This window comes from Fibrobacter sp. UWT2, assembly GCF_900142545.1.
In the GTDB taxonomy this organism is placed as follows: domain Bacteria; phylum Fibrobacterota; class Fibrobacteria; order Fibrobacterales; family Fibrobacteraceae; genus Fibrobacter.
Genome location: NZ_FRBF01000003.1, coordinates 209,353 through 233,200, shown reverse-complemented (window position 1 = coordinate 233,200; position 23,848 = coordinate 209,353). Strand labels below are relative to the sequence as shown.

22 protein-coding genes are annotated in these 23,848 nt (G+C 49.3%); 8 read left to right on the top strand and 14 right to left on the bottom strand.

The features are described 5' to 3' along the window. Window positions 1-2: 2 nt before the first annotated feature. Window positions 3-845, bottom strand: a complete 843-nt coding sequence (locus BUA40_RS03240; RefSeq protein WP_255369184.1) for a cell division protein FtsX — start codon at window positions 843-845, stop codon at window positions 3-5. Between the two features lie 89 nt (window positions 846-934). Here BUA40_RS03240 and BUA40_RS03235 point away from each other — a divergent pair, with 89 nt between their 5' ends. Continuing rightward, the gene (locus tag BUA40_RS03235; RefSeq protein ID WP_072798274.1) at window positions 935-1,942 is read left to right on the top strand and encodes a CdaR family protein; all 1,008 of its coding nucleotides are present in this window, start codon (window positions 935-937) and stop codon (window positions 1,940-1,942) included. After that, window positions 1,939-2,946: a tRNA (adenosine(37)-N6)-threonylcarbamoyltransferase complex transferase subunit TsaD gene (gene tsaD, locus BUA40_RS03230; RefSeq protein WP_072798273.1), complete on the top strand. Its 1,008-nt coding sequence runs from the start codon at window positions 1,939-1,941 to the stop codon at window positions 2,944-2,946. The genes BUA40_RS03235 and tsaD overlap by 4 nt, the downstream gene beginning before the upstream one ends. Before the next feature lie 9 nt (window positions 2,947-2,955). Here the strand turns inward: tsaD and BUA40_RS03225 are convergent, their stop codons facing one another. From BUA40_RS03225 to BUA40_RS03185, 9 genes are all read right to left on the bottom strand, one after another. Further along, entirely contained in the window at window positions 2,956-5,235 is a 2,280-nt protein-coding gene (locus tag BUA40_RS03225) for a patatin-like phospholipase family protein (protein WP_083585244.1), read from the bottom strand. Window positions 5,236-5,238: 3 nt separating this feature from the next. Next, a complete protein-coding gene (locus BUA40_RS03220) occupies window positions 5,239-6,237 on the bottom strand; it encodes an ATPase, T2SS/T4P/T4SS family (RefSeq protein ID WP_072798271.1) in 999 nt (332 codons plus the stop codon). A gap of 9 nt (window positions 6,238-6,246) precedes the next feature. After that, complete coding sequence (locus tag BUA40_RS03215; RefSeq protein ID WP_072798270.1) at window positions 6,247-7,863, bottom strand: type IV pilus twitching motility protein PilT; 1,617 nt, start codon at window positions 7,861-7,863, stop codon at window positions 6,247-6,249. After that, complete coding sequence (locus BUA40_RS03210) at window positions 7,860-8,663, bottom strand: ABC transporter permease (RefSeq protein ID WP_072798269.1); 804 nt, start codon at window positions 8,661-8,663, stop codon at window positions 7,860-7,862. Before BUA40_RS03210 ends, BUA40_RS03215 begins: the two co-directional genes overlap by 4 nt. Then, the gene (locus BUA40_RS03205) at window positions 8,650-9,561 is read right to left on the bottom strand and encodes an ABC transporter ATP-binding protein (RefSeq protein WP_072798268.1); all 912 of its coding nucleotides are present in this window, start codon (window positions 9,559-9,561) and stop codon (window positions 8,650-8,652) included. Before BUA40_RS03205 ends, BUA40_RS03210 begins: the two co-directional genes overlap by 14 nt. 11 nt (window positions 9,562-9,572) lie before the next feature. After that, the gene (locus BUA40_RS03200; RefSeq protein WP_072798267.1) at window positions 9,573-9,851 is read right to left on the bottom strand and encodes a hypothetical protein; all 279 of its coding nucleotides are present in this window, start codon (window positions 9,849-9,851) and stop codon (window positions 9,573-9,575) included. 150 nt (window positions 9,852-10,001) lie between these two features. Continuing rightward, complete coding sequence (locus tag BUA40_RS03195; protein ID WP_072798264.1) at window positions 10,002-10,757, bottom strand: phosphoglycerol geranylgeranyltransferase; 756 nt, start codon at window positions 10,755-10,757, stop codon at window positions 10,002-10,004. Between the two features lie 178 nt (window positions 10,758-10,935). After that, on the bottom strand, window positions 10,936-12,783 hold the full coding sequence (locus tag BUA40_RS14340) for an FISUMP domain-containing protein (protein WP_143149678.1): 1,848 nt from the start codon (window positions 12,781-12,783) through the stop codon (window positions 10,936-10,938). A 9-nt stretch (window positions 12,784-12,792) separates the two neighbouring features. After that, complete coding sequence (locus tag BUA40_RS03185) at window positions 12,793-13,626, bottom strand: TIGR02147 family protein (protein WP_072798260.1); 834 nt, start codon at window positions 13,624-13,626, stop codon at window positions 12,793-12,795. A gap of 249 nt (window positions 13,627-13,875) precedes the next feature. Here BUA40_RS03185 and BUA40_RS03180 point away from each other — a divergent pair, with 249 nt between their 5' ends. From BUA40_RS03180 to BUA40_RS03170, 3 genes are read left to right on the top strand one after another with little or no spacing between them, the layout of a single operon-like run. Beyond that, complete coding sequence (locus BUA40_RS03180) at window positions 13,876-14,928, top strand: GSCFA domain-containing protein (protein WP_072798257.1); 1,053 nt, start codon at window positions 13,876-13,878, stop codon at window positions 14,926-14,928. Between the two features lie 12 nt (window positions 14,929-14,940). Then, on the top strand, window positions 14,941-15,606 hold the full coding sequence (locus BUA40_RS03175; RefSeq protein WP_072798255.1) for a hypothetical protein: 666 nt from the start codon (window positions 14,941-14,943) through the stop codon (window positions 15,604-15,606). Further along, window positions 15,599-16,177, top strand: a complete 579-nt coding sequence (locus BUA40_RS03170) for a hypothetical protein (RefSeq protein WP_072798252.1) — start codon at window positions 15,599-15,601, stop codon at window positions 16,175-16,177. The genes BUA40_RS03175 and BUA40_RS03170 overlap by 8 nt, the downstream gene beginning before the upstream one ends. 15 nt (window positions 16,178-16,192) lie before the next feature. On the opposite strand, the gene BUA40_RS03165 is transcribed toward BUA40_RS03170, so the two are convergent. Together BUA40_RS03165 and BUA40_RS03160 are read right to left on the bottom strand one after the other, a co-directional pair. Further along, entirely contained in the window at window positions 16,193-16,474 is a 282-nt protein-coding gene (locus tag BUA40_RS03165; RefSeq protein ID WP_072798250.1) for a type II toxin-antitoxin system YafQ family toxin, read from the bottom strand. Next, entirely contained in the window at window positions 16,474-16,860 is a 387-nt protein-coding gene (locus tag BUA40_RS03160; protein ID WP_218588179.1) for a type II toxin-antitoxin system RelB/DinJ family antitoxin, read from the bottom strand. The genes BUA40_RS03165 and BUA40_RS03160 overlap by 1 nt, the downstream gene beginning before the upstream one ends. Before the next feature lie 591 nt (window positions 16,861-17,451). Between BUA40_RS03160 and BUA40_RS03155 the strand changes: the two genes are divergently transcribed. The 3 genes from BUA40_RS03155 to BUA40_RS03145 are packed head-to-tail and all read left to right on the top strand — an operon-like array spanning window position 17,452 to window position 18,752. Continuing rightward, window positions 17,452-18,072 carry a DUF4417 domain-containing protein gene (locus tag BUA40_RS03155; protein ID WP_072798227.1) on the top strand — a complete coding sequence of 207 codons (621 nt, stop codon included), beginning with the start codon at window positions 17,452-17,454 and terminating at the stop codon, window positions 18,070-18,072. A gap of 1 nt (window position 18,073) precedes the next feature. Beyond that, window positions 18,074-18,457: a hypothetical protein gene (locus BUA40_RS03150; protein WP_072798226.1), complete on the top strand. Its 384-nt coding sequence runs from the start codon at window positions 18,074-18,076 to the stop codon at window positions 18,455-18,457. After that, on the top strand, window positions 18,444-18,752 hold the full coding sequence (locus BUA40_RS03145; protein WP_072798225.1) for a hypothetical protein: 309 nt from the start codon (window positions 18,444-18,446) through the stop codon (window positions 18,750-18,752). The genes BUA40_RS03150 and BUA40_RS03145 overlap by 14 nt, the downstream gene beginning before the upstream one ends. 8 nt (window positions 18,753-18,760) lie before the next feature. Here BUA40_RS03145 and BUA40_RS03140 read toward each other — a convergent pair whose 3' ends face one another. Beyond that, a complete protein-coding gene (locus tag BUA40_RS03140) occupies window positions 18,761-21,541 on the bottom strand; it encodes a DEAD/DEAH box helicase (RefSeq protein WP_072798224.1) in 2,781 nt (926 codons plus the stop codon). Window positions 21,542-21,543: 2 nt separating this feature from the next. Next, window positions 21,544-23,646 (bottom strand): site-specific DNA-methyltransferase, encoded by a 2,103-nt coding sequence (locus BUA40_RS03135; RefSeq protein ID WP_072798223.1) that lies wholly within the window; start codon window positions 23,644-23,646, stop codon window positions 21,544-21,546. Window positions 23,647-23,848: the final 202 nt, after the last annotated feature.

The window sequence follows — 23,848 nt, the reverse complement described above, 5'->3', positions numbered from 1 at the left end:
CGTTAATCCTGTTCATTGCGCTTGATCGAAAGGAACCCGCGCACCGTACGGTAACTGAAATAGCCCGAAAGAGCCGTCACCAGAAGGACCACTAAGGCAAGACAAGAGCCAAGGCCAGTCAGGTTCGCAGCCACAATGGGGAACGCATCCGCCACCGAGTTTAAAACGACCGCGAGCAAAATAACGGCAAGACCGCTACCCACGACACCCTGGAACGCTCCCTGCAGTACGAACGGGAATTCGATAAAGAAATGGCTACCGCCCGCATACTTCATATTTTCGACCAGGAGCCTGCGAGAAAGAAGCGAAAGCCTTACGGAATTGCAGATAATCAAGGAAAGGGTAAACAGCAGCAGAACACTGACGCAAATGGGCCAGAACAGCATGCGGAACTTCCAGGCCGAAATTTTTTCGACCCACTGCACCGGAGCCTGCACTTCTTCGAAAAAGTCCATGCGGGAAAGATTGTTTTTCACTTCGATCAGGGTGGCCGGATTTTTATGGTCTTCAACTAGGGTGACCCTGAAGAACGGCGGAATGGGGTTACCTTCTACAAGGTCCAGCATTTCGCCCGAAAAATGCTTGCGGAAATCGGCTAAGGCGGAATCGGCGCTCACAAAAGTCACCGAATCGATAAACTTGGTATGTTCCAGGCGATTCTGGATGACCGTCAGAGAATCTTCGCCTACAGATTCCGGCAGGAAGGCTTCAAGGGCATACAGGTTCTTTTCCATGGAAAGAATCCGCATCACCGCCCCGAAAGCGGTAAAGGAAGCCGACAGAAGCAGGGAACACAGGAAGATTGTGGCAAACGACGGAAGGATTACCGTACGGTGTTGCCGCATTCCGCGAAAAGATTCCGATATTAAATAGCCTAGTTGTCCGAACACAGGGTGAATTATAACTAAATTTTAGACAGTCATTCGAGAGTTCTATGGGAAACATCGTTCTAAAAATAACCGCACTGATATTTGGCATCGCCCTCTGGTTTCTTGTCATATCTCAAAAGGATTTCCAGCTTTCGGTGAGTGTCCCTTTGAACTTTGTTAAACTTCCCGAAACAATGGCGATTGCTTCGAAACCGCCCCACTCCCTGCACATTACCGTCGAAGGCAAGTCCTGGGATTTGATTCGTTTGAACAACATCGTGAACGATCCCAAACAAAATTCCATTGCCATGGTAGTAGACCTGCAGCAAGCCGAACTGGGTGCAAAGCGCATTCACCTGGACAGCAAGAACTTTGTTTCTGCAGGATTCCCGGACATTCACTTCGTGGAACCCGAAAATCAGCTTTTGTTCGTAGACCTCGATATTGATACCCGCATTACAAGAAACGTTCCCATTAAATCCGTCGCCACATTTACGGCGGCCCAAGGCTACCTGATTGCCGACGAGCCTGCGATTTCCCCTGAAGAGCTGTTGGTGTCCGGCGCACGCAACGCCCTTACCCGCATCATCGATATTCCGACCGATTCTTCTTTCTTTGACACCTTGCACGCCAGCCAGGAATTCACCATTCCGCTGGACTTCAGCAACCTGCCGGCATTCGTTTCGCCGAGCGATTCCTCGGTCAAGATTTCGGTGAACATCCAGAAGATGAGCAGCCGCACTTACGACAGTATCCCCGTAAGCCTCATCGGATTCTTCGACAGACAAGTTTATTCCCTGGAGCCCAAGAGCCTTTCCGTGGAAATCACGGGTGGCGAACAGGTACTTGACTCTATTACCGCCCAGAACATTGAATTGGTGATGGAATACAACCGATTCGCCATCGAAGACGCAGACAGTCTTTCTCCGACGGTGAAGCTCACGCTCCCGGCCCACATCAACCGCGAAATGGCAATCAAGGCTATCCAGCTGAAACCCGAAAAGGTGACGCTCCGCAAGAAAGAAACCAAGCCTGTCGCTACCGCGGACTCTCTCGAAGAGGTTGCACCATGATTTGGCTTGGAATTGAATCCAGCTGCGACGAAACCGCCTGCGCCATTCTGCAAGACGATCCCGTAAAAGTTCTTTCGAATCCTCTTTACAGTCAGATTGACGAACACGCCCTTTACGGCGGCGTGGTTCCTGAAATCGCTGCACGTGCGCACTTGCAAAAGATTTCGCCGATTGCAGAAGCAGCCGTCAAGGAAGCTGGCATCGAACTCAAGGATATCGATGCAATCGCCTACACGACGGGTCCGGGCCTTATGGGACCGCTTCTGGTGGGAGCAAGCTTTGCAAAGGGCCTCGCCCGCGACTTGCAAATTCCGGCCTACGGCATGAACCACTTGGAAGGCCACTTGGCCGCCGCGTGGCTCACGCACCCCGAAATCGAGCCGCCGTTCCTGACGCTTACCGTTTCGGGCGGACATACGGAACTCGTGCTCGAAGAACCTGGCTTTAAGTACACCAGTATCGGCCGCACCCGCGACGATGCCGCCGGCGAGGCTTTCGACAAGTGCGGTAAGCTGCTAGGCCTCAAGTACCCCGCAGGTGCTACCATCAGCCGCCTCGGCAAAGACGGCAACCGCAAATTCGTGGATTTTCCGCGCGCCCTCCATGTGCACGACAACTGCGAATTTTCTTTCAGCGGCTTGAAAACGGCTGTACTGCGTTACACCGAAACGCACGACCCTGAATTCATTCAGAAGAACATCGGCGACATTTGCGCCTCCCTGGAAGATGCGATTGTCGATAGCCTCGTGACCAAGACGATTACCGCCCTTAAAAAGACCAAGATGAAGACTCTCGTGGTCGGCGGTGGCGTAAGTGCCAACGCATGGCTCCGCACACGCCTGCAAGATTACTGCGATAAGCACGGAATCATGTTCTGCATTCCGGAACGCAGCCTGAGCACCGACAACGGTGCCATGATTGCAGCCGCAGCCATTCGCCGCAAGCGTCAGGGCAAGTTGATTTCAGTCAACGAAGTCAAGCCCTGGATGCCGCTCGCCATTTAAAAGCAGCAATTAAAAGCTATAGTTTCCGATGCGGATAAAGTAATTGTATCCGCTCAAATGAGTCAAATCACCAAAGGTGCCGTAATCTACGATACGGCTGATTCCCGCATAAGCGGTGACCGAGCGGTATGCAAAACGCAGAGCCGGTTCAAACACGAATTTGTTTTCGTCCAATTCCGCTTCGGGGCTGCCTTCGAAGTCGTGGTAGTAGGCACCGAATAACCAAGCGCCTAGATAGTTCCCGTGCAAGCCTCCGTTAAACCGCAGCATTGCATATTCATGAGATGAAAGTTCCGGATGGTACCATTCGGTAGACCAAGGCGTTGCCGCGGCATGCTGACGGTACGCAACATCCAGAGGAGCCTTCCCGATGGACTTAGGCGAAACATAACCGTGGCCTTCGTCGTGGTAACGTTCAATGGCGCCAGCAGCAGCCACATTCAATGTCACGAAACGCACCGGCGAAATCGTATAGCGGGCATCGGCTAGAAGCTTCCAGTAGATGGGCACCACATCGATAATGCCATCATCAAAGCCAATCGATTCAAAGCCACCCCAGACATTCAGAACGTAGCCGTCATCAGCAAACCAGTTGTCGTCAGCGCCATTCAAGTAGCGGTAATGCAGCATAGGCGACACGGGATAAGTCTTGATGACACGATCGCCATAGTAAGCCGTATCCAGGTCATAGTACCTGGAACCAAACATAAACTCCGCCGAAACCCGCTGGAAACGGTCCACCGTATACAACAGGTTCATCGTCAAGTCACTGCGTTCTTCAGATTCTATACGAAGTCCCCGATTGATATTGCGGTTATAAGACTTCAGCGGAACCAGCTTCATGTAATCGTAGCCAAATTGCAAATCCCAATGGCGGTTCCACAACTTTGAAATATTCAGGCGCGGGCGAATTCCGTAGGAATTTCCACCCCAGAAGCCAGCCAAGACCAACTCAATTTCGACATGGTCCACATAATGCACCGTCGCTTCGGCGTAGGCGTTGGGGCCAATCATATTGGAACCAAAGCCACCCGCAGCAAGGTCCAGCGTCGGATGTACCGCCGTTTCAACAGCGACATTACCGCTAGGCTGCATATCTAAACGCAAGGAATCGTAAGCAGGATTCTGCAGCAAATCCAAGGCGAAATTCTCGGGAGCGATCATTGCCGTATCGGATTCCACCCAATAAGCCTTCACCGCATTTTGCACCTCGGAAGAGAGACCGTTATAAGAAGGCTCGAAGCGGAACCAAGGTTTCGCCGAGATACGGCCCGCAGAATAATCTTGACGGCGCCCATTCAAGATCTTGAAACTGGACAGTTGCTTTTCGAAAGAAGAAAATCCGGACTGAATCCAAACCGCACGATTCGTATCTAGAATCGTATGGGCACGAACAATAACGCCGGGCTGACTCGCAAGAATTTCGCCAGCATGCTGTTTGATCAAGCGCATCCGTTCATCGCCCACGATAGGTGCACGCAACGGATCAGACACGACGATAATCGAAAGCTCTCGCGCATTGTCTTCGATAGGCAAGGCGTAATAAGGGCAAAGTTCGCCAGACACTCCTGCAGAATCTTGTCCCCAGAGCGGGAGCGAAGCAATCACCTGCGGAATAGTACTTTCGACGACAACGGGCTTTCCCGATTCGCAAGACTGCAGCGACAATGGGATGCGGGCATTTTGTCGCTGACGGTAAAGGCTTTCTTGAAAACGCAGCTTTGCAAGGGCACGCACCACCTGCATGGAATCCATCGTCAGAGCTTTCTTTTCGACGTGAATCGAGCGGGAAGTATCCATCACCACACTGTAGCGGGATCTGATCGAAGGCATTCCCGACAGCGAAATCGGCATTTCATAAGCATCTCGCTTTTGATAGCCATATTCGCTTTCTGCAGCCGTAAGATCATGACCCACAAAGGGTGCGATAGTAGAATCCAGCATCAGCACCTGGATATCATCCAGGGGAACGCCTCGCGTCCACAAAGAAGCAATCCATGCGCCCCAAGATGTCGCCACCACGGAATCTACAGGGATGCCGTACTCTTCGATAGCATAAAGCACGCCCAGCTGGAACCAGGGAGAACGCTCACCGCCACCCAAGTAGAGAACCGTCTTGAGTGAATTCGCCTTTGAGGAATCCGTAGCGGTCGCACTCGCAATAGAATCAGCAGACGCCTTCAGCAAATCTAGAGACGGTGCACCTTTTGATGCGGCATTCTCGCCCGAGAAAGCCCACGTTGCGCACAGCGCAATCGCCGCGACAAATTTGCCTAACCCATTCCGCACGAATTACCCTAAGCGAGCCGGATTCGAAACCACGCGGATTGCATCTTCCTGAGATACATAGCCCGCCTTTACAAGTTCCGCCAAGCAGTCATCCATAAGCATCATGCCTTCGGAAGCGGAAGCCGCAATAATCGAAGGCAAGGTGTAATGTTCGCCACTACGGATTTTAGAAGCCACGTTCTGCGTGCCGTAAAGGATTTCCCAAGCAGGCACAACGCCCTGGGCACCCGGCAACAAACGCTGCACCACGACAGCCTTCAGTACAGAAGCGAGCATATTGCATGCCATATCGCGGTTTTCAAGTGATTCCGAAGAAAGCAAAGCATCGAGCGCGCCCACCGCATTACCGGCAGTCACCGTAAGCACAACAAGGGCACCCGCTTCAGCAGCACGCAGCACCGGAATCAGCGATTGGCCTTCGAAATTACCGAGCCAAATCAAGTCGATTCCACTGCGGAGCGCCTGTTCCATTTTTTCGGGAATCGTTCCCGTAGAATTTTCAAGCACCAAGCTGTCGCCGCGCTTTACAGGCATTTCGGCATCAGGATCCAACAGACTCACACGCATAATGCCCGACTGGCAAAGAGCCGACACATAAGCCGTCGCAGAGGTCGTCTTTCCGCTGCAGGCAGGGCCACTAAAGACCACCAGGCCCGAGCGGATTCCGAGCAAGTTCATCATGGATTCGGGAACGCCCAGCGCCGTAAAGTCCGGGCATTCATCGAGTACCGGGCGGAAAATAGCGGAGCTACCCAAAGCCGTACGGTTATAATGCACGCGCCACTTGGAGCCGCACCAGGGGCCGCCCATGACCGTACCCGATTCGCCATCCATAGAATTCAAGAAATTGCGAAGGGAACCCGTTTCAACCGCAGGAGCATCGGGAATGGCACAAACCTTACCCGCCAAGCGTACCGCAGAGGCAGCACCTTCGGTAATCACCAATTCAGAGGCGCCCACATTCAGCGTATATTCCAGCAAAGATTCAATTTCTGTAGCCATAATATCCCCTTAGTTCTGAGCCCTGTAAGCGGCAAAACGGCGACTGTCGCAGGCGCGTTTCCAAGCCTCGGCACCTTCAATGTAACCGGATTCCACGCACTTCTGCAAAGAATCATCCAGCGAAATGCCCTGATCCTTCTGGCTGCTGATCGAAGCAGAAAGCTGCGAGATCTCGCCGCGGCGGAGCATGTTCGCCATCGTCGAATTCATCTTGGCAGCTTCGACAGCCAGCACCTGGCCCTGATTCTGCACAATCGGAATCAAGTGCTGTACGATAATTCCCTTGAGCTGTTCAGCGAGCGAGTTCGCAAAGGCCGTACGCTTTTCGGCAGACACCGACGAAAGCAAACGGGAAAGCAGAGCGTGAATGTTGTTGCCCGCCGTTACGGCGAATACCAAGGCGCCGGCATTGGATGCGCGCAACAGCATTGCAAGTTCATCCATATTTTCCAGATAGTCGAACAAGATGACATCGGCGCCACTCTGCATGGCAAGTTCCACACCTTCGACACCCGAACGCACATGCAAGCCGACTTCACGCTGGGCAATGGCGCCGCGCGGATTCTGGAGCACACGTTCAATAGGCTTTTCAACCGTCTGGATATAAACATCACGATTAGCTGCAATCGTTTCGGCGAAAGTGGAAATCGTCGTCGAGCGACCGCTAGCTGCAGGGCCCGCCACAAGTACAAGGCCACTGTTCAGTTCCGTAAACTGGTTGCAGAATGCCGGCAGGTACAAGTTTTCGAGTGTCGTCGATTCCTGCGGAATCACGCGAATCGAAACACTCGGATTGGTGCCGTTCCACGTGACCGTGATACGGGCGCGACCGACACCGGCCAAGCCAATCGTTTTGCTAAAGTTCTTACCGACAACAATCTTGTAGCCGTCCGAGAATCCCTTGGCAGCTTCGTCCAAACGTTCATTGATGCGGGACAGATCTAGGACATCATCCGAGGCGACAAAGAGCGCGCCCGACTGGCGCATCACCACCGGACGATCCGCATACAGGTAAATGTCCGTTGCACCGAACTTACGGGCGAAAGCGATAATCTGCGAAAGGTTCGTCATCGGGCGAATCTTTTCAGGAGCTTCGACGGGCGTTCCTTCGCCGGTCAAAATCGCAAAGCGGCTCGGCAACTTTTCGGCATCTTCGCCAGTTGCTTCTTCTTCGGCTTCGGCCTGCACCTGCACCGTGCTGATGCTGGTCGATTCGAGGCCCGCGACCGCTTCGACTTCCACATTGGAGGTCGAAACTTCGCCATACAAGCTGCTGTTACCTTCAATCTGTAAACCTTCGGAGGGAGCGGGCTGTGCGGGCGCTACCGACGGGGCCGAGGCCGGAGGAGCCTCGAAGCGTGCGGTTGACTGCTTTTGCGGAGCCGCGGAAGCAACACTTGCAGGTGCTGCGGCAGGAGCGCTACCACCTTCGGCGGCAGCCTTCGCCTCAAGATTCTTCACAAAGGCAAGCACCTTGATGTACATCGGAGGCGGAAGGATTCCTGCATCTACAAGAACCTGACCAATATCCTTCTTGTCGGTAACTTCACCCCAATGGGCTTTAACCTGAGCTTCTGTAACGACCTTGTTATGCACAAGGACTTTCGCCATGTATTGGTTTCTCATAAGAAGTCCCTCCGGCTAAACCACCAGCTTGCAACCGCGAGGAACAAGCCGATGTAGCCCAGCGCATAAATGCTATTCCAGAACACATACATATCGGGGAGCGCCACGCCATGCACCACGTAAGTCGTCACATTGTAGCGGTACAGTCCCGGGAAAATCGCGTGAATGACTTCGGCGGCTTTCTGGAAAAGCATGCTCGACGTTCCGTTGAGTTCGCCCATGCGGGTGGCAAAGCGGACCTGTTCCAAGAGCTGGTCGCTCAAGTGGCCCGCAAAGTAGACACCCAGCGTGAAGAGTGCCGAAAGCACCGTGCTGCTGAAGCTGCTGAACAGGAGCGCCACTGCAATCACCACCGCCATTTCGCAGAAAATCAGGTAGATGGCCGTAAGCAGACTAAGCGTCGGAGCGGAACCCGTGAGGAACAGCATCACGTAGTAAATGCCGGTCAACAGCGTCAGGTGCACCGCCACTACCGCCAAAAGTCCAAAGTACTTGCCCACGATAAATGAGGCTCGGCTAATGGGTTTCGACAACAGCGTAAGCACTGTTCTGCGCTGGATTTCCTTTTGCACTAGGCTAATGCCCACGAAAATCGAAATCAACAAGCCCGAAAGGCTCATCACCGAAAGAGTCGTGGACTTGATCACGTAGGCGCGGTCAAACACCGACCATTCACCAAGCACAATGCTGAACAAAGTCATGGCGATGGCCAAAAACCCGATGTTATAAAGAATCTTGTCGCGAATGGATTCGCGGAACGTATTGAGGGCAATAATGCCGATATGCTTAAGCGTCTGCACGGGCAATTTCCTCCGTCAAAATGTCTTCGAGGCTCGGGCGCTTGTGGTCCATGCGCTCCACCGCAATTCCTTTTTCCAAGCAGAAGCGCAGCAAGCGGTCGCGGGCAGCGTCGTCTGCACAAACGCATTCCTGCGGATGACCGGCAGGCGAAACACCTTCAGGCAGTTCTGCCTGCGGAATCGCTTCGCGGGTTCGCACATGGTATTCCACGCCACAAGATTCCGTAATTTCGTCTACGGTACCTTCACGCACGATCTTGCCATCGACAATCATCGCGACCTTGTGGCTAATCGATTCCACATCGCTGAGCAAATGGCTTGAGTAGAAAATCGTCACACCCGTGCGGTTGAGTTCCATAATTGCTTCGCGCACGTCGCGACGGCCCATCGGGTCGAGACCGCTCATGGGTTCGTCGAGAATCAACAGCTTCGGTTTGCCGAGGATCGCCTGTGCAATGCCCACGCGCTGCATCATGCCCTTGGAGTACGAACGCAGACGACGATCAATCCAGTCCTTGTTCGCATGCAGCAAGTCGAGCGACCAGTCGATGCGCTTATTGAGTTCCGCCCCGGAAAGACCGACCAACTTACCGTAGAACTGCAAGAGTTCACGACCCGTCAAATAATCATAGAAGTACGGCTGTTCCGGAGAGTAACCGATAAACCGCCTGCTCTTTACATCTCGCGGCGAGATTCCGTTCACCAAAACCTTGCCCGATTCAAAATTCAAAAGACCCGTAAGCACCTTGATAGTCGTGGACTTGCCCGCGCCGTTCGGCCCGATAAATCCGTAGACCTGCCCCGGTTCCACACTAAAGCTCACATCCTTAAGCGCAAGCTTCGGTTTCGTCAAGAAACCGCTGCGGTACGTCTTATGCAAATGTTCAATCTTAATCATAAACAACCCAATCACTTATCCGAATCTTCGGACTTTTTACCAAAGGCTCGTTCCGAGGCTTCTGCGATTTCTCTGCGACGGCGTTCTTCCCTTTCTTGCTTCTTGATAAAGAAATGGATGATCGCACCCACGGCGTAGCATGCCACGCCCGTATAGAATATCGGATTGATCGAATGGCCCTCGAGTCCGGGGAACATATTCAAGACAATGCTATGCCCGAAAAGCATCAAAAGCACCAGCACAAAGCCCAGCGCACGGAGCACATAAGTCACAATCACGAGTTTTTTCATAGATACCTCAAAACTGCACCAAAACGGTGCATTCCTTTTAACAGAAAAATACACAAATATTTGAGTAAAGGGAAAGCCGCTTCCCTAAAAATGCTTATAAAAACGCCGATCCCGAAACGAGTTCGGGATGACATTCGGGATGACGTGCTGCTAGCCTTTCACGTGAATTGCGGAGGCAAATTCAGCCAACAGCTTCGGGTCTTCCACCTTTTCCCAGAGGGTGCCGGTCACGATGATGTTTGCGCCGGCAGCCACGCGGATAGCGGCTGTCTGCGGATCCTTGATTCCACCACCGGTCATAATCGTCATTTCGGTTGCCTTGCGGGTGTAGGCGATGTGTTCTACCGGCACGGGCTCTTCGGCACCGCTGCCAGCTTCCAGATACACATAGCGCATGCCCATGAGTTCGGCCGCAATGGAGTTCACCATGCTGAGCTTAGGCTTATTGGCAGGCACCGGCATGGTACCGCTGATATATTCAACAGTCGTACGCTTGCCGCTGTTGATCAGCTGGTAGGCCGTCGGAATCGCTTCCATATTCAAGGCACGCACGAGTGCGCCACCGCGAACCTGTTCGTCGATCAGGTAATTCGGATTACGGCCACTCACAAGCGTCATAAAGAGCATCGCGTCAAAGCCAGGCACCACCTGCGAAGCGCCACCTGGAAACAGCACCACGGGCAAGTTCACGTTCGCCTTGAGGGCAGCCACCTGCTTCGGCAGCGTAAAGTTACCTAGGTAAGAACCGCCCACCAGCAAGAGGTCGGCACCGTTTTCGGCGGCCATAGCGCCCGCCTTCACAAAGGCGGCTTCGTCAGACGTATCGGGATCCAGCAGCACGGCAAAAAGCGCACCGCGTTTTTCGATTTCAGCATTCAGACGGAGTTCAGTCTTCCCAGGTTTCATACAATTCCTTTTCTTGCGTCTACTCCGCAAGATACCATAAAGATACATTATTTGTTTCCTCCATGCCACAAAAATTACAAAGAAGGCGGGCCGAAGCCCACCTTCTCGTTCTCGGCCTGTTCTCCCCCAACCGAATCCTCCTAACCGGTCCTCCAAACAGGCCTAACCCCCAAATTCGCTAGTCGTTTTTGATGCAGCGGACAAATCCGCGACTCCACATCGCATACGTATATCCAGTACCTAAAAAGCCATTATTCAATTGAGACGCCGACGTATAAATCATTCCTATCGCATCTCCCATATACGGCATCCCCGGCTGCAGATATTCTTCAGGCGTGGGTCTCGGCGTAAACAGGTAGCTAGCGCCTCCCATTATCGTCATTCTATAATTGCCATTTGAGCCACGGACAATTCCCAAAGTTTCGAGCCCAAAGCCCACCGGATCCCCATTAGCGGAATGCAGCAAGTCATAATCGACATGAGTCAACAAGGCTTCCCAATCTTCATACGAGGGGATACGCCAACCTTCAGGACATACATTATAGTTCAGCACATCCAGAGAATCAATCACCTTGCTCCAATTCACATTGTCAGGATTTTCCGGACTTTCGCCAAGTTCCTTACAGAGCCTATGCGCTTCGTCTACAAAACGCAGGGAATCGTCCTCACTCAACGGATCAATTTCATCCAACGAGTCCGCAAGTGCACGATACTCCGCCAGCCAAACATTTATGCGATCTGCAACGCAGTCCTCTTCTGACGCATATTTATTGTAAATCGAATCCAGCGGGAAGAACGAATACATGCGGCCATACACCGAGCAATACGACGAATCATCTCTAAAGCAACTCGATTTTTCCGTAACATAGTTCAGATTTTCCGCCATCCACGTCTGCGAAATACCATCATATTCAAGCTTGACCGTCTTGTAGGTTTGACCATCTCTTGAATCAATCATAGTCCCCATGGTCGAAGAAACATTCAACTGAGCGACACGATTATCAACTAACTCCCAGTCTCCTTCATGGCATTTCAAGAGAGTCTCATTCTTATAAACTTCAACAAGCGCTCCTTCATTTGCCGACGTGCAGTCATACCCATACACTCTAGCAAGCATACTAAGCAAATACTGTTTCTTTTTCAGATTTTCTTGATAGAACAAGACAGCAGCTTCGTCGAGTCTTTCAAACTGCGATTCCGGAAACAGCGAAACCTTCATAAAATACGAACGCAACGCATAGAAACGCATAGATTCTTTTGTACTTTCAGAGAGTCCCGCAATTGAGCCTGTTTTACCGAGATCCTCTTTTATTGATTGCAACAATTCAAACGGAAATTCATTCAGCATTTCACGAACATCAGCAGCTTCAAGCGTCCCCTGTCCGCAAAAACCAAACATATTCGCCGTTTCAGTTTCTACCTGAATCTTCGCCGACGCAAAAGACTCCCCAGAAGCAACCAGTTTTTGAAGGCGATAAGCCTTCAAATGAGACAAGGCATCAACAACAAAAGAATTTGTGTCTCGCAAATCAAGAATCGCACGCAAAGAAATATCGTCAGAAGTCGCAATCAGCATGACAACCGGGCTGTTTAGAGAAACACTGTCAAACTGGATTGAGCCATTATTACTCGGACACATCTCTCCGGTCACAGAATCTTCTACAGCACCGTCGATCTCCGCCGTATAAGACGCGCCATCGATCCATTCCAATGTTGTTGAATCCAACTCTTTCAGCGTTACCGAACCGCCCGCCCCAAAGACATCCTGCGGGAAAGAGGCATCCAAGTTTTCCAGAGAAGGCTTGGTTTCACTTTTTGCAGGCGCATAATAAGCACGCCCTCTCAAAGAGATATTTTCGTACGCGATAACACTCGGCTCTTCCGAAGAGCCTCCCATCTGCGTTCCCGGAGTCGTTTCCACCTTTGAAATGGTATTCCCTTCGTCAGTGGAACAGGCCGCGAACATCAAGGCGAGCGGCATTGCCATTTTGCAGACAAACTGCACAGCCATTTTTGAGTAATTCATGATATCCTCCTAACCCTTTTTTGTACCGTTTTTATTTGTCATGGGGAAAAACTGGATGTTCAGGCGGTACACCTCATCCGTTTCAGTTTCCCTAGTGGCAATTTCAATAATGCGCTTGCGGAACGCATTGATTTCAGCGACGATTTCGTCGTAGGCGCCTTGCGTAATGCCCAAAGTCACGCCTGAAAAATGCCTTTCGTTTTGCGGCACGCCCTCGATTGTGTCGAGCGCAAGTTCGCCCATTTGGCGGTGCAATCCGCGAATCACCGCAGGTGTCACTTCCATGGGCCCGGCCGTAATCGACCTGTCCGTTTGAACGTAATTGCCGTTTTCGTCTTTCTGAAGCATGTTCGCCTTAATCAGAAAGTTCAGCGAATCGCTCACTTCGGCAGCAGTAATTTTAGGACGGCACGCTTTTGCAAGTGCTAACGGTTTTGCCCCGGGCATGGCAGGCGCCAATTCACGAAGCACGGGATTTTTCCAGCTGTCAAAATAGCGGAACGCATCGGCCTCAATCACTTTTGCCTTACGACTTTCCGCCATCGCCACCAACTTCTGGAAAGATTCCTTTTTCGCCTTGTCCGACTTCGCATGATCGAAACGAACCATCTCGCGGAAAAAATCAAGATCGCTACCGGACAGGTGCATTGCCGCGGCAACGCGATCGACAGCCGCTTCGCTCAAGTTGAAGCGGCCCTCGCTCACATATTTTAGGTAGACCGGCGAAGAAAATCCCGCCGCAGAAGCGAACTCCGGCCAGGTAAACGCAGATTTCGCCTTTTTGTCGGCGTAATAATCCGCGATATACTGACGGTAGCTCGTATATTCAAGTATATCTTTCATTTGTCCTCCTCTTAACCCCCCGGTTAAGTACACCCTAAATATAAACAAAGATTTTTCAAAAGTCAATAGTTTTTACAATAAATTTTTCACTAAATTTCTAAAATTTAAGCATTTTGCAGAATTTTATATAAAAAATCAATATTTTTCACAATAAATACAGCAAAAAAAAAGGCAACACTCCACCCCTTCTTTCAGAAACACCGTTAAGCATATACAATTCGCCCCGCTTATTCTATTTAAATTTGTAGCATGAACTTTTTCACGAAGATCGACATTCCCGCCGCAGATTTTAAAATCGACTACACGAGTCGTTTGGCATTTTTCGGGTCGTGCTTTGCCGACAATATTTCGGCGCTGTTCGCAGAACGAAAATTCAACGTTCTTGCGAATCCGTTCGGAACGGTCTATAATCCGGTTTCGCTAGCGAGCCAGATCAAGGCGATTGCCGACGGGAAAGTTTTCGGAGAAGAAGATGTTTTTCAGGACACGCGATGCGACAGGCTTTGGCACTGTTGGGACGCACATAGTTCGCTTTCGAGCACGACAAAAGAAGAATGTATCGGCAAGCTGAATGCCGCGGCAACACAAGCCCGCGATTTTTTGCAGAAGGCAAACGTCATCTTTATCACGCTCGGATCCGCGTTTGTCTACTATTTAAAAGACAGCGGCAAACCCGTAGCGAATTGTCACCGGCAAGACCCGAGCCAATTTGAACGCAAGCTAATTTCGGTCGACGAAGCCGCCGAAGCCATCCAAAGGATCGTCACCCTGCTCCGCGACATGAATCGCGACGCCCGCATCGTCTTCACCGTATCGCCTATCAGGCACCTAGGCGACGGCGCTCACGGGAACAACCTTTCAAAGGCGACGGTACTGCTCGCCATCAACAAAGAGATTGCCACGTCGCCGTTGGCTCCTCGCAATGACAACGCAAGTCGAGCAAGCGCGGGAGTTTACTCACGCATTTGCGAGACGCAGCAGTCATGCGCTTCGCGCAATGACACCGTTGATTATTTCCCGAGCTACGAAATAGTAATGGATGAACTGCGCGACTACCGCTTTTACAGCGACGACATGATCCATTTGTCTAAAACCGCAGAAGAATACATCTTTGAGCGAATGGTCGAAACCTACTGCGACAGCGCCACCCGCGAGAACATGGCGAAAGTGGAAAAGTTCCTGAAAACGGCCAACCACCGAATCCAGGACGAAAACTCCCCCGCCACACAGGAACTCAAGAAGAAGCTTGCAACGCAAGCGACAGAACTTGAGAAACAGATTGCGGGATTGAAGTTAGGGTAAAAGGAGAACAATATGCGAAAAGGAGTTTTATTTACAGCCGGGCTAGCGATTGCCGCTTGTAGCGCGGTTCTCACTGCCTGCGGGTCTACCGACACCTGCAACGAAGTGCGTCACCCAAAATTAAAGCTCGCCGATTGTCAGAAAACAGTTGGCAGCTTCAAGAAGGGCGCAACGACCCACTACATACATTCCGAAGGTTTCGAATTCGACCTGACCGTAAGCCAGGACTCCATTTTCAAGAACGAATGGAGCGAGTTTTGCGTAGAGGTCGAAGAAGAGGATCGAACCATTCTGCTCACGTCCACCTACCCCATCATGAGCGTCGAGGTAAACTTCTACGGCAACATTGACGACAGCGACGAAAAAAACACTCGCATGCCGATGCGCATAAGCCACGGAAACACTAAATTCTCCGCCGCCCTTGATTCCAACGGCACCCCGCTGGAAAAGGGCATCGAGAACACCCTCATGATGCTCGACACCATCACCTTCAACGGAACAACCTACGACAGCGTATTCGTCATCATGGACAATGCGCATTACGATGGTCTCAACTACCACGAAGATGTTCCAGGCGATACAGCCTACCTTTATTTTTCCAAGGAAAAGGGAATCCTGAAATTCGAAACCACCGACGGTAAGAGTTTCACCATCAAGGAAGGGGGCGACAATGAATAGGTTCGTAAAGATGGTGGGCATACTGATCGTGGGCATGGCGCTTACTTCGTGCGGAATGTTCGACACGTCGGACGACTATGTCGGAGGTAATTTCGCAAAGTTGGTGCAGAAAGAACAGGAATGGAGCGACACAATCAAGGTCGTAGACAACTGGGGCATCGAAGACACCTACAGCGAGCGCATCTACAGTCACAAGCCCGAGAACTTCTATTTCGAAACATCGGGCAGCATCAACGAAATCAACATTGAAATGCGCGTCGAATGCAATGAAGATGGCGGCAAGATGACAGTTTCGTGCCTCAAATATTTACGCGACGGCTTGTTGCACTACGGTTCGGACATCGTGTTCAGGGACCTTAAGGGCAACAAGATGACCAATAGCGACGGCTACACCGTGCACATGCTGGATTCGCTCACCGTCGGCAAGAAAACGTTCACGGACGTGCTGGAATTCGACGCCACCGGTGCCGAAGAAAACACCTGCAACTTCGACAAGTTCTACGTTGCCGCAAGGGAAGGGCTCCTGCGCATAGACCTGCAGGACACCATTACTATTGAGCGGAAACCTTAGATTGCCAATCGAACTTTATTTCTTAAAGATATCGCTGTGCGTTCCCGTATCGACCAAAGTCAATACAAGTACCCCATTGTCTTTCAAGTAAAGCAACAGCCAATCCGGTTGAATATGGCATTCCCAGACGCCTTTGAATTTTCCTGACAATTCATGGTTATGATGCTTTGCTTCAAGCGGTTGATCAAGTCGCAATTTTTCAATGACATCTTCTAGAAGAGAAAGATCCAACCCCCGCTTTCGGGCGAGCTTTACGCCAGCCTTAAAGCGAGAAGTCTTAAGAAGTTCATAGACCATTACTTGCAATCCTCAAGGAGTTCCTTAGCAGAAGAATACCTTTTCGCTCTGGGGCTCCTTGCAAGGCTTTTAGCTTCTTCAATAGCGGCTAACGTTGAATCGGAAAACTCACGTTGAGGAGGAACAATTTCAAAAGGAATGCAGCGTTGGTTAATCGCCTGTTTCAAGAACAGTCTAATAGCCGTGGTAATATCCAAACCGAGCGATTCAAACAAATCCTCCGCCTGATCTTTGGTGGCCTTGTCGATTCTCGTCTGTAAAACTGCATTTGCCATATGAATTACCTCATTTTTATACAAATCTAATTCATTTTCAATGCAAATGCAATATATTTGACCGCTAATTTGCGGATTTGAGGCCGAATTTGGCCATTCTTTTTCATTCATCTTTCTCTCCTTCCGCCTACAAGTATAAAAAGGCGGGGCTTTACGGTTCATCATTCAAAGCATGTAAGTACACATTTGAGCACCACAAATATAAATAAGAAAGATTTGTCTGGCAAGGGGAACTTCTTACAATCTCGTTAAAAAATGGCGTAGCCCTTGATTTCAATTTATACGCTCACACGAACTACCCTATCAGGAATTCCTTATTCACAAGTTGTTTTATATAGAGAAAAACACCCATATTAATTACACACCAAATTTCGACACTCGCTAATTATTTCTATTTTCCAAATCGGATAACGAAGACGAACAACCCACGCACCAAAGGACAAGTGCGTGAGCGTTCGCCCCACCTTAACTAACTCACCCTAAAACGCACAAATTTTTAATGTCATAAATTGACACAATTTTAAAAGAATGCTATATTTGAAATAACAAACAGCCATCAAAAAAAGCCGCAGCGCTACGCCAATAGCACCACGGCTCGCCTAGATATTGCTATCTCGAGGCTAGGGTATTTCTCAAGATAGGAATTTCCGGGCATTTTGGCTACCAACAATCAAAAGACTGGCCAAAGGTCAAAGGAAAAATATGAAAAGTTATGCTTTTCGAAATCAACAGCGTTTCCTTCGAAGTTCCTTCAAAGGAGACGGAAGATGGGATATCCCTATCGTGAGAAAACAGCAGATAAAACTTTCAAACATCAACTTTCTGGCATTCAACAGCACCAGAAATGACGAAGCCCCCATGTTTAGGGAATTCGCGGTCCATTTCTTTGTGGACGACAACCGTTTCGAAGTTGTCTATTCCCAACCAGATAAAAATTTGGCAAAGCTAAAACAATATAAACTGCTCCTCACTCCAGATTTTTCTTTGTACGGGGAAATGCAACCCTGGAGACGAATCGAAAGCACAGGGAAAAGCAGATGGTGCGGAGCCTACTGGCAAAGCAACGGATTGACAGTTGTCCCAACCATAAGTTGGAGTACGCCCGAAAGTTTTGATTACGCCTTTGATGGCGTTGAGAAAAACGCTTATGTAGCAGTCGGCATGATTGGGTGCAAGCATTCCAAACGCAGTTTTCTCAAGGGGTTTGACGCCATGTGTGAGCGGATTACCCCAGAATGCATTATCTGCGTTGGAGAGCCGTTCCACGAAATGGAGGCACAGCCTCTTTATACGGTCAGTTACGTAAACACATGGAGGTTTTAAGATGGGAGGCAGAGGAACTTTTGCGGCAGGAAGAAATGTGCCGTTCACCTATGAAACAGTTGGGATGATTCACGACGTTAAAGTGCTGAAGGGTCTTAGCGGAAAGCACGCTCTTCCCGAAGAATCTCACACAAGCAAAGCCTATATCAAACTCAGAGAAAACGGAACCTTTCATGAAATGCGTATTTATGGCGACAATCACGAAGCCGTTCTTGATATCGCCTATCACCCAGAGCCAAATATCGACAAGAGCAGGCAAAGCGTTCTCCACATCCACAGATACGGGCCTAATTTCAATCGACAAACAGCTGAACCGATTACAAAAGAACTTTACGACAAATATTCTAAATTTTTCGTAGGAGTACCCAAGTATGATCAATGGTAATTACGTTGAATTTCTCGACAACCTGAATTACGGCGAAGAAATGTACCTCAAGTACAAGGGGAAAATCTACTTTGTCGAAGGGTGGCACGAGACGAAAGATCCGTCTAAATATTTCATGTGCTGTTTCCTAGTCAAGGGCGAAACCGAAGGACAAGACAAAGAATACCTTTGGAAAACCTACAAGGCATCATTGAGCGAATGCGCCCAGGAATTTCTTGAGCAGCCAATCTTTGAAGGAAAGAAACTCCCTGAGATCGAGCGCGAAGTTGAATGGGTAGATGACGAATTGGGGTGAGACTAAATTCACTCTTCCACGGCGCAATCACTGAAGACTCGGTTTAGGTCTTCCAGATTATTGCAAAGCAAAACCCTTTCGCGAACATCGCGCTTGGTAAATTCCAATCGTTTTACATGCTCTCCGTTCACACGAATGAGTTGGATTCTCCCGAACAAGGCGCGTTCTTCGGCGTACTTTGCAAACGCCTTCGCCTTGCCTAGATTATCGCCCAATTCAGGGTTGTGCGGTTCCAACATATCCGCCACGTAAGAATCACCATCCTTGCGCACTATGATAAAGTCCGGATACATCGCCTTTATCTGATTATCCTTTTCATACGGGATTGCGAGCGAGAACGATTTTCGAGGAGGATTTCTATACCATGTAACAAAATCTTCGCGAGCAAATTCCTCAGCAAGAGTTTTCTTTTCCCAATTATTCAGTTTAAATTTTGCAAAACCATGATCATCGACGAAAAGATGCTTTTCAAACTTTTCGCCATCACGGTCCGTGCCCATAATCGTTTCCGGCAAACCGAACACATGCTTGGTGACCTCGGCAGAATTACTAACGATATCGTTGTATTCCTTCTTGAATTTTTCATCGGCGCCCTTGAGCAAGTTCACCTTACGGCGATAAGCATCATCAATTTCATTGAATCGCTTGGACGCGTAGTCATCCAACTTTCGCAAGCATTCGCTGTCGGCCGCAAACAAGATGACATCCACCTTGAATTCCGGATTTTCCCAATCGGCATCTGTCTTGGACGAACTGGTGATATAGAAGTTTCCGATTCCTGTTTCACCTAGTTTTTTATCAGCAAGTTTAAAGATTCGATCTATATCAGACTGCGCTGTCGCAATTGAGCCTTGAACTTCGTCTTGAATGGAAATTCCATACACGTCGAATATTTCAGACGACAACTTGAATTCGGTGATGTCCTTGGAAAGTTGTTCATATTTCCCGGACTTGCGGAGTCCATCGGCATAATCACGAATCAAGTCCACAATTTCCGTTTTGACTGTCCGCAACCCATCACGCCATATATCCGTCATTACCAGAACCTGAACCAAGGCAAACAGTGACGAAACATGATTTTTACTGATGCGGACGGAACGCACGTCGAAAGTATCAAACTCTGAATCGTTAATAAACTTGACTACAGACTCGCGATCTATGCCATCTTCTAAAACAACCTCCTCTTCAACCGGGACAAAGACTGATTCTTCTTTTTTACTAGTTGCCTCTTTAGGAGCATTCTTTGCAGCGGCATCTTTTGCAGCATTATATTCAGCGGTTGACTCCTTTACAGATGTTTCCTGTACAGGCATTTTTACTTCCGGAGCAGCAGGCTGTTTCGGAGAAGATTTTTCTTCAATTACAACAGGTATTACCACAGGTTTCTGCACAATACGTTTGGGCTTGATTTGCAGTATTTGTGTAGGGCCGTCATCGAATCTTTCAGATTCAATTTCGGTAGGGAGTTCACCGCCTTCACGGTCCTGCAAATCCTTTACAATCGCCTTGACCGTTTCAGAATCAAAATACGGCAAATACAAATGGACATCATTCAACGAATCATCCACCTGAATCCGCTGTTGGGTGGGTGTACGGACCATACGGCCAAGCAACTGCGCGATATGCGTAGAATCTTTTGCACGGCGGACAGACATCATGGTTTCTGCACGGGGACAGTCCCAACCCGTGCTCAAATTCTGCTTAAAGAATACAACCTTGACATTCTTTGTTTCTGCAATTCTTGACGGTTCTATGTACTGCATCTGGTATCCGCCAACATCGATTGCAGATTTGGTATCAAATGTCTGCACCACTTCGCCGGCATCGAATGTGCGGCCGATTCGTTCCTCGATTTTGCGAAGATAATCTTCCAGCGGAGTCTCGGAAACCTTGCCTGCAGTTCCATCCAAAACCTGTATAACAAGAACCGGATTAAAGACAGCATAATGCTGTTCCACAAGATACTGGTGCCAGTGGGCACACTTGTGCTGCCATTCGTCAACGGCAGCCTGCAAGATGCTCATCTCGTTGGTTACCTTGTCGTCTTCCGGATGCGTGATGATAATCCGATCCTTCAGCAAACCTGACTTACGAACATCATCGGGCGTTACGACTACATTATGGATAGACGAATTTGTGTACCCCTTGACAAGGGCATTGAACCGCTCCGGTGTTGCAGACATGCCAATAACAATCGGCATTGAAGAAAGCCCATTTTCGGGACTACCCTTGATGAACTTCTGCATGATTGTAGTTGCTGTTGCGGCAGCATTCCCGGAAGCACCGCGATGCGCCTCGTCAATAATAAAATATAGGCGGTCGGGCTTGTTCACAATCGTATTCTGAAGCGTTTCCCAAATAGTGTATTGCCTGCCGTCAGAATGCTTGGTCAAATTGGAAGACTTGCCCAATTTCTGCGTATTCAAGAAATACACATGACCATCTTCTAGTTCTTCCCTATCAAAAGATTCGTCTTCAATCACAACACACTGGCCAAGCCTAATCCGGTCTGCCTTGAGGTCAATTTTCGCCTTAGATTGCAGATTCAATTCCGGAGAATCGGACAGCCACACGAATACGGCATCACGTTCATCGGCGTGAGAGTCGTCGCCATTGAAGATTTCTTCGATAAGCGACGCCATGACAATGGTCTTACCGGCCCCGGTAGGAGCGGTAAAAGAGATAACCTGCGGAACATGCGTGCGGCGAAATGCCCCCTGGGATTCATAGACCCACATGCGCAAATTTTCAACAGCTTCTTTCTGGAATGAGAAAAGTTCGACTTTCATAATTAGCGGGCCTTATTGATGCGGAAATTATCCAGATAGTCGCGATAGAGTTGGAAGGTAGTTTCAATGTTCAATTTGGAAATCATCTGCCGATATCCGCGTTCAGAATCGGTGACTATGTAGGCAACGTCAATTTCGGGCGCTTTTGCAAGTTCCTTGGAGAACGGATGGAACGCATTTTCGTCAATTAGAACGGCAAACCTATTTTCGGGGAGAATAATGTATTCCGGCAAGGGCTTGTTCATGGGAAGTTTGGGGCATGGGCCGATGGCACCCGCCTTCATCCACAATAGCGGAAGCAATTCCTTGAACTGCCTACCAATCGCCACCGCATTTTTGTCCAAGAAACCCAAATGGAAGAAAGCAGCATTTGCCTTGAAGCCGGCGGACATTTCAAGGTCGGAACCGATATACTTTCCCTGGAGCGGTTTGCCGTTTACATCATGGCCTTCAATGGAACAAACGGTACGTGGCCAAGTAACGTAACGTGCGATGCCTTTTGCATTCCACTCGTCATCACCGGGATGTATTCCTTTTGCGAGAAATTCCTTGGATTCGTCAGCAGAGACCTCGTTGTTGGTGACCATAATGCAACGGCGATTTCCACCATCTTCAGCATTGAGCAGATTGACGGCATGGAGCGTCGTGCCGGAGCCTGCGAAAAAGTCGACAATTAAGGCGTTTGGTTTGTTGGCGACAAAAAAACGAATTGTGTCATGAACCGCGTAAAGGGATTTAGGAAAATCAAACCTGCCACGACCAACGATATTATTAATAATTTTAGAGCCTTGTTGCGTAGCGTCATGAGATCCAATCCACCATTGAGTTCCAGGGATAAATTTTGCCTGATAATTACTATCATCAACAATTATTGATCCGTCTTCTTTTCTGCCAATAATCGGGAACAAACCCTTTTCTATTTTTTCTCTTTCACCCTCTGCTAGATAAGAAAAAGCCGTGTTTTCTGAACGATAATTTCCAATTTTTACAAAACCCTTTTTATACATTTCCATCAATTTTACTTGCGATAATTGCCAATTACCCTCTTCACCATTTGGCCTTATTGGAAATATGATAATCGAATTTTCATAAGGCGACTTCCATTTTTTGTAATCATCCGAAAAAGAGGGAGATTCCCCACATCCTAAAATACGGCTTCCATCATTAGATAGGTAAATGGGATAAAAAAGATTTGGTCTATCAATTCTTCGCGCATTAGTACTAGCTCGACGTAGTTCTCGCCATCGAAGCGTATCACGCGAACCTCCTTTAATATTCCCCTTCCATTCATCATTCAATGGTAAAGCCATGGGAGCAGCATTACCAAACATTACGAAATAGATGAATTCATTTGTGCGGTTGAAAGCATTAAATCGACTTGCTCCTCCAGGATTAATCACACTGCTCACCATCTGAATTCTTGCTTCTGGGAACATTTCCTCTAACAAGCAACCAAGGTGCAGGTATTCCTTCTCATCAATCGTCACAATTAGGACGGAATCTTTCGGGTTCAGCAACTGCTTCGCGAGTTTCAGGCGCTTTTGCATCATGGAAAGCCACTTGCTATGCCTGTAGCTGTCGTTGCTATCCACGTAATCGTTGTTGTATTTCCAGTCCTTTGCTCCGGTATTGTACGGCGGATCAATGTAAATGCAGTCCACCATGCCACCATACAGGTAAACCAGCAGTTGTAACGCATGATAATTGTCCGCTTCGATAAGCGCATGCCAAAGGGATGAATCCGGTGCATTGCAAACGGAATCAATCGGCTTAAGGTATGGGTAAATCGCTTCGCCGAACTTTGCCACGCATACCAAATCCGCTACCGAGAACTGCGCGTGCTCATGATTGTCCTGCCGTTCACAAGTTGTCATACCATCATCAATGCAAAGAACCGTGTAAGTCTCATTCGCCTTGCCCGCTTTAAGTGCGACAGTCGCCCCCTTCTTTACGGGAATCTCGTAAAGCGGAGTGCATTCCGGTAGGTGCTCCTCGAATACAAGTCCAAATTTTTTCTGCTTGCTAAGTCGGGCAACCTCGGCCCGAATTCTTGCCTTGAGTTCCGGGTTTTCAACCTGTTCAATCAGTTCGTTAAGCGTGGACATGCAGCCATACCGGTAAAAGGTTAAACATCAGCATGCTCTTGCCTGACGTTCAATCCACGCTTTTAATGCAATAGAAAAAGGCGTGAGTCGAAACGTTTACCACGACTGCGGCCCTAGACTAAGCCTTAACCCGATAAACGCACGACCCACGCCCCATAAAGGGCACAATGCACCAAAGACCCGGACAGAATCTGGGCATGGA

What these genes read in the sequence shown, in the direction of transcription:
- BUA40_RS03220 (WP_072798271.1), bottom strand. Translation starts at nt 6,237, where the DNA reads ATGGCTACAGAAATTGAATCTTTGCTGGAATATACGCTGAATGTGGGC.
- BUA40_RS03185 (WP_072798260.1), bottom strand. Translation starts at nt 13,626, where the DNA reads ATGAAAGATATACTTGAATATACGAGCTACCGTCAGTATATCGCGGAT.
- BUA40_RS03215 (WP_072798270.1), bottom strand. Translation starts at nt 7,863, where the DNA reads ATGAGAAACCAATACATGGCGAAAGTCCTTGTGCATAACAAGGTCGTT.
- tsaD (WP_072798273.1), top strand. Translation starts at nt 1,939, where the DNA reads ATGATTTGGCTTGGAATTGAATCCAGCTGCGACGAAACCGCCTGCGCC.
- BUA40_RS03145 (WP_072798225.1), top strand. Translation starts at nt 18,444, where the DNA reads ATGATCAATGGTAATTACGTTGAATTTCTCGACAACCTGAATTACGGC.
- BUA40_RS03170 (WP_072798252.1), top strand. Translation starts at nt 15,599, where the DNA reads ATGAATAGGTTCGTAAAGATGGTGGGCATACTGATCGTGGGCATGGCG.
- BUA40_RS03195 (WP_072798264.1), bottom strand. Translation starts at nt 10,757, where the DNA reads ATGAAACCTGGGAAGACTGAACTCCGTCTGAATGCTGAAATCGAAAAA.
- BUA40_RS03150 (WP_072798226.1), top strand. Translation starts at nt 18,074, where the DNA reads ATGGGAGGCAGAGGAACTTTTGCGGCAGGAAGAAATGTGCCGTTCACC.
- BUA40_RS03205 (WP_072798268.1), bottom strand. Translation starts at nt 9,561, where the DNA reads ATGATTAAGATTGAACATTTGCATAAGACGTACCGCAGCGGTTTCTTG.
- BUA40_RS03200 (WP_072798267.1), bottom strand. Translation starts at nt 9,851, where the DNA reads ATGAAAAAACTCGTGATTGTGACTTATGTGCTCCGTGCGCTGGGCTTT.
- BUA40_RS03140 (WP_072798224.1), bottom strand. Translation starts at nt 21,541, where the DNA reads ATGAAAGTCGAACTTTTCTCATTCCAGAAAGAAGCTGTTGAAAATTTG.
- BUA40_RS03235 (WP_072798274.1), top strand. Translation starts at nt 935, where the DNA reads ATGGGAAACATCGTTCTAAAAATAACCGCACTGATATTTGGCATCGCC.
- BUA40_RS03240 (WP_255369184.1), bottom strand. Translation starts at nt 845, where the DNA reads ATGCGGCAACACCGTACGGTAATCCTTCCGTCGTTTGCCACAATCTTC.
- BUA40_RS03135 (WP_072798223.1), bottom strand. Translation starts at nt 23,646, where the DNA reads ATGTCCACGCTTAACGAACTGATTGAACAGGTTGAAAACCCGGAACTC.
- BUA40_RS14340 (WP_143149678.1), bottom strand. Translation starts at nt 12,783, where the DNA reads ATGAATTACTCAAAAATGGCTGTGCAGTTTGTCTGCAAAATGGCAATG.
- BUA40_RS03165 (WP_072798250.1), bottom strand. Translation starts at nt 16,474, where the DNA reads ATGGTCTATGAACTTCTTAAGACTTCTCGCTTTAAGGCTGGCGTAAAG.
- BUA40_RS03160 (WP_218588179.1), bottom strand. Translation starts at nt 16,860, where the DNA reads ATGAATGAAAAAGAATGGCCAAATTCGGCCTCAAATCCGCAAATTAGC.
- BUA40_RS03180 (WP_072798257.1), top strand. Translation starts at nt 13,876, where the DNA reads ATGAACTTTTTCACGAAGATCGACATTCCCGCCGCAGATTTTAAAATC.
- BUA40_RS03155 (WP_072798227.1), top strand. Translation starts at nt 17,452, where the DNA reads ATGAAAAGTTATGCTTTTCGAAATCAACAGCGTTTCCTTCGAAGTTCC.
- BUA40_RS03175 (WP_072798255.1), top strand. Translation starts at nt 14,941, where the DNA reads ATGCGAAAAGGAGTTTTATTTACAGCCGGGCTAGCGATTGCCGCTTGT.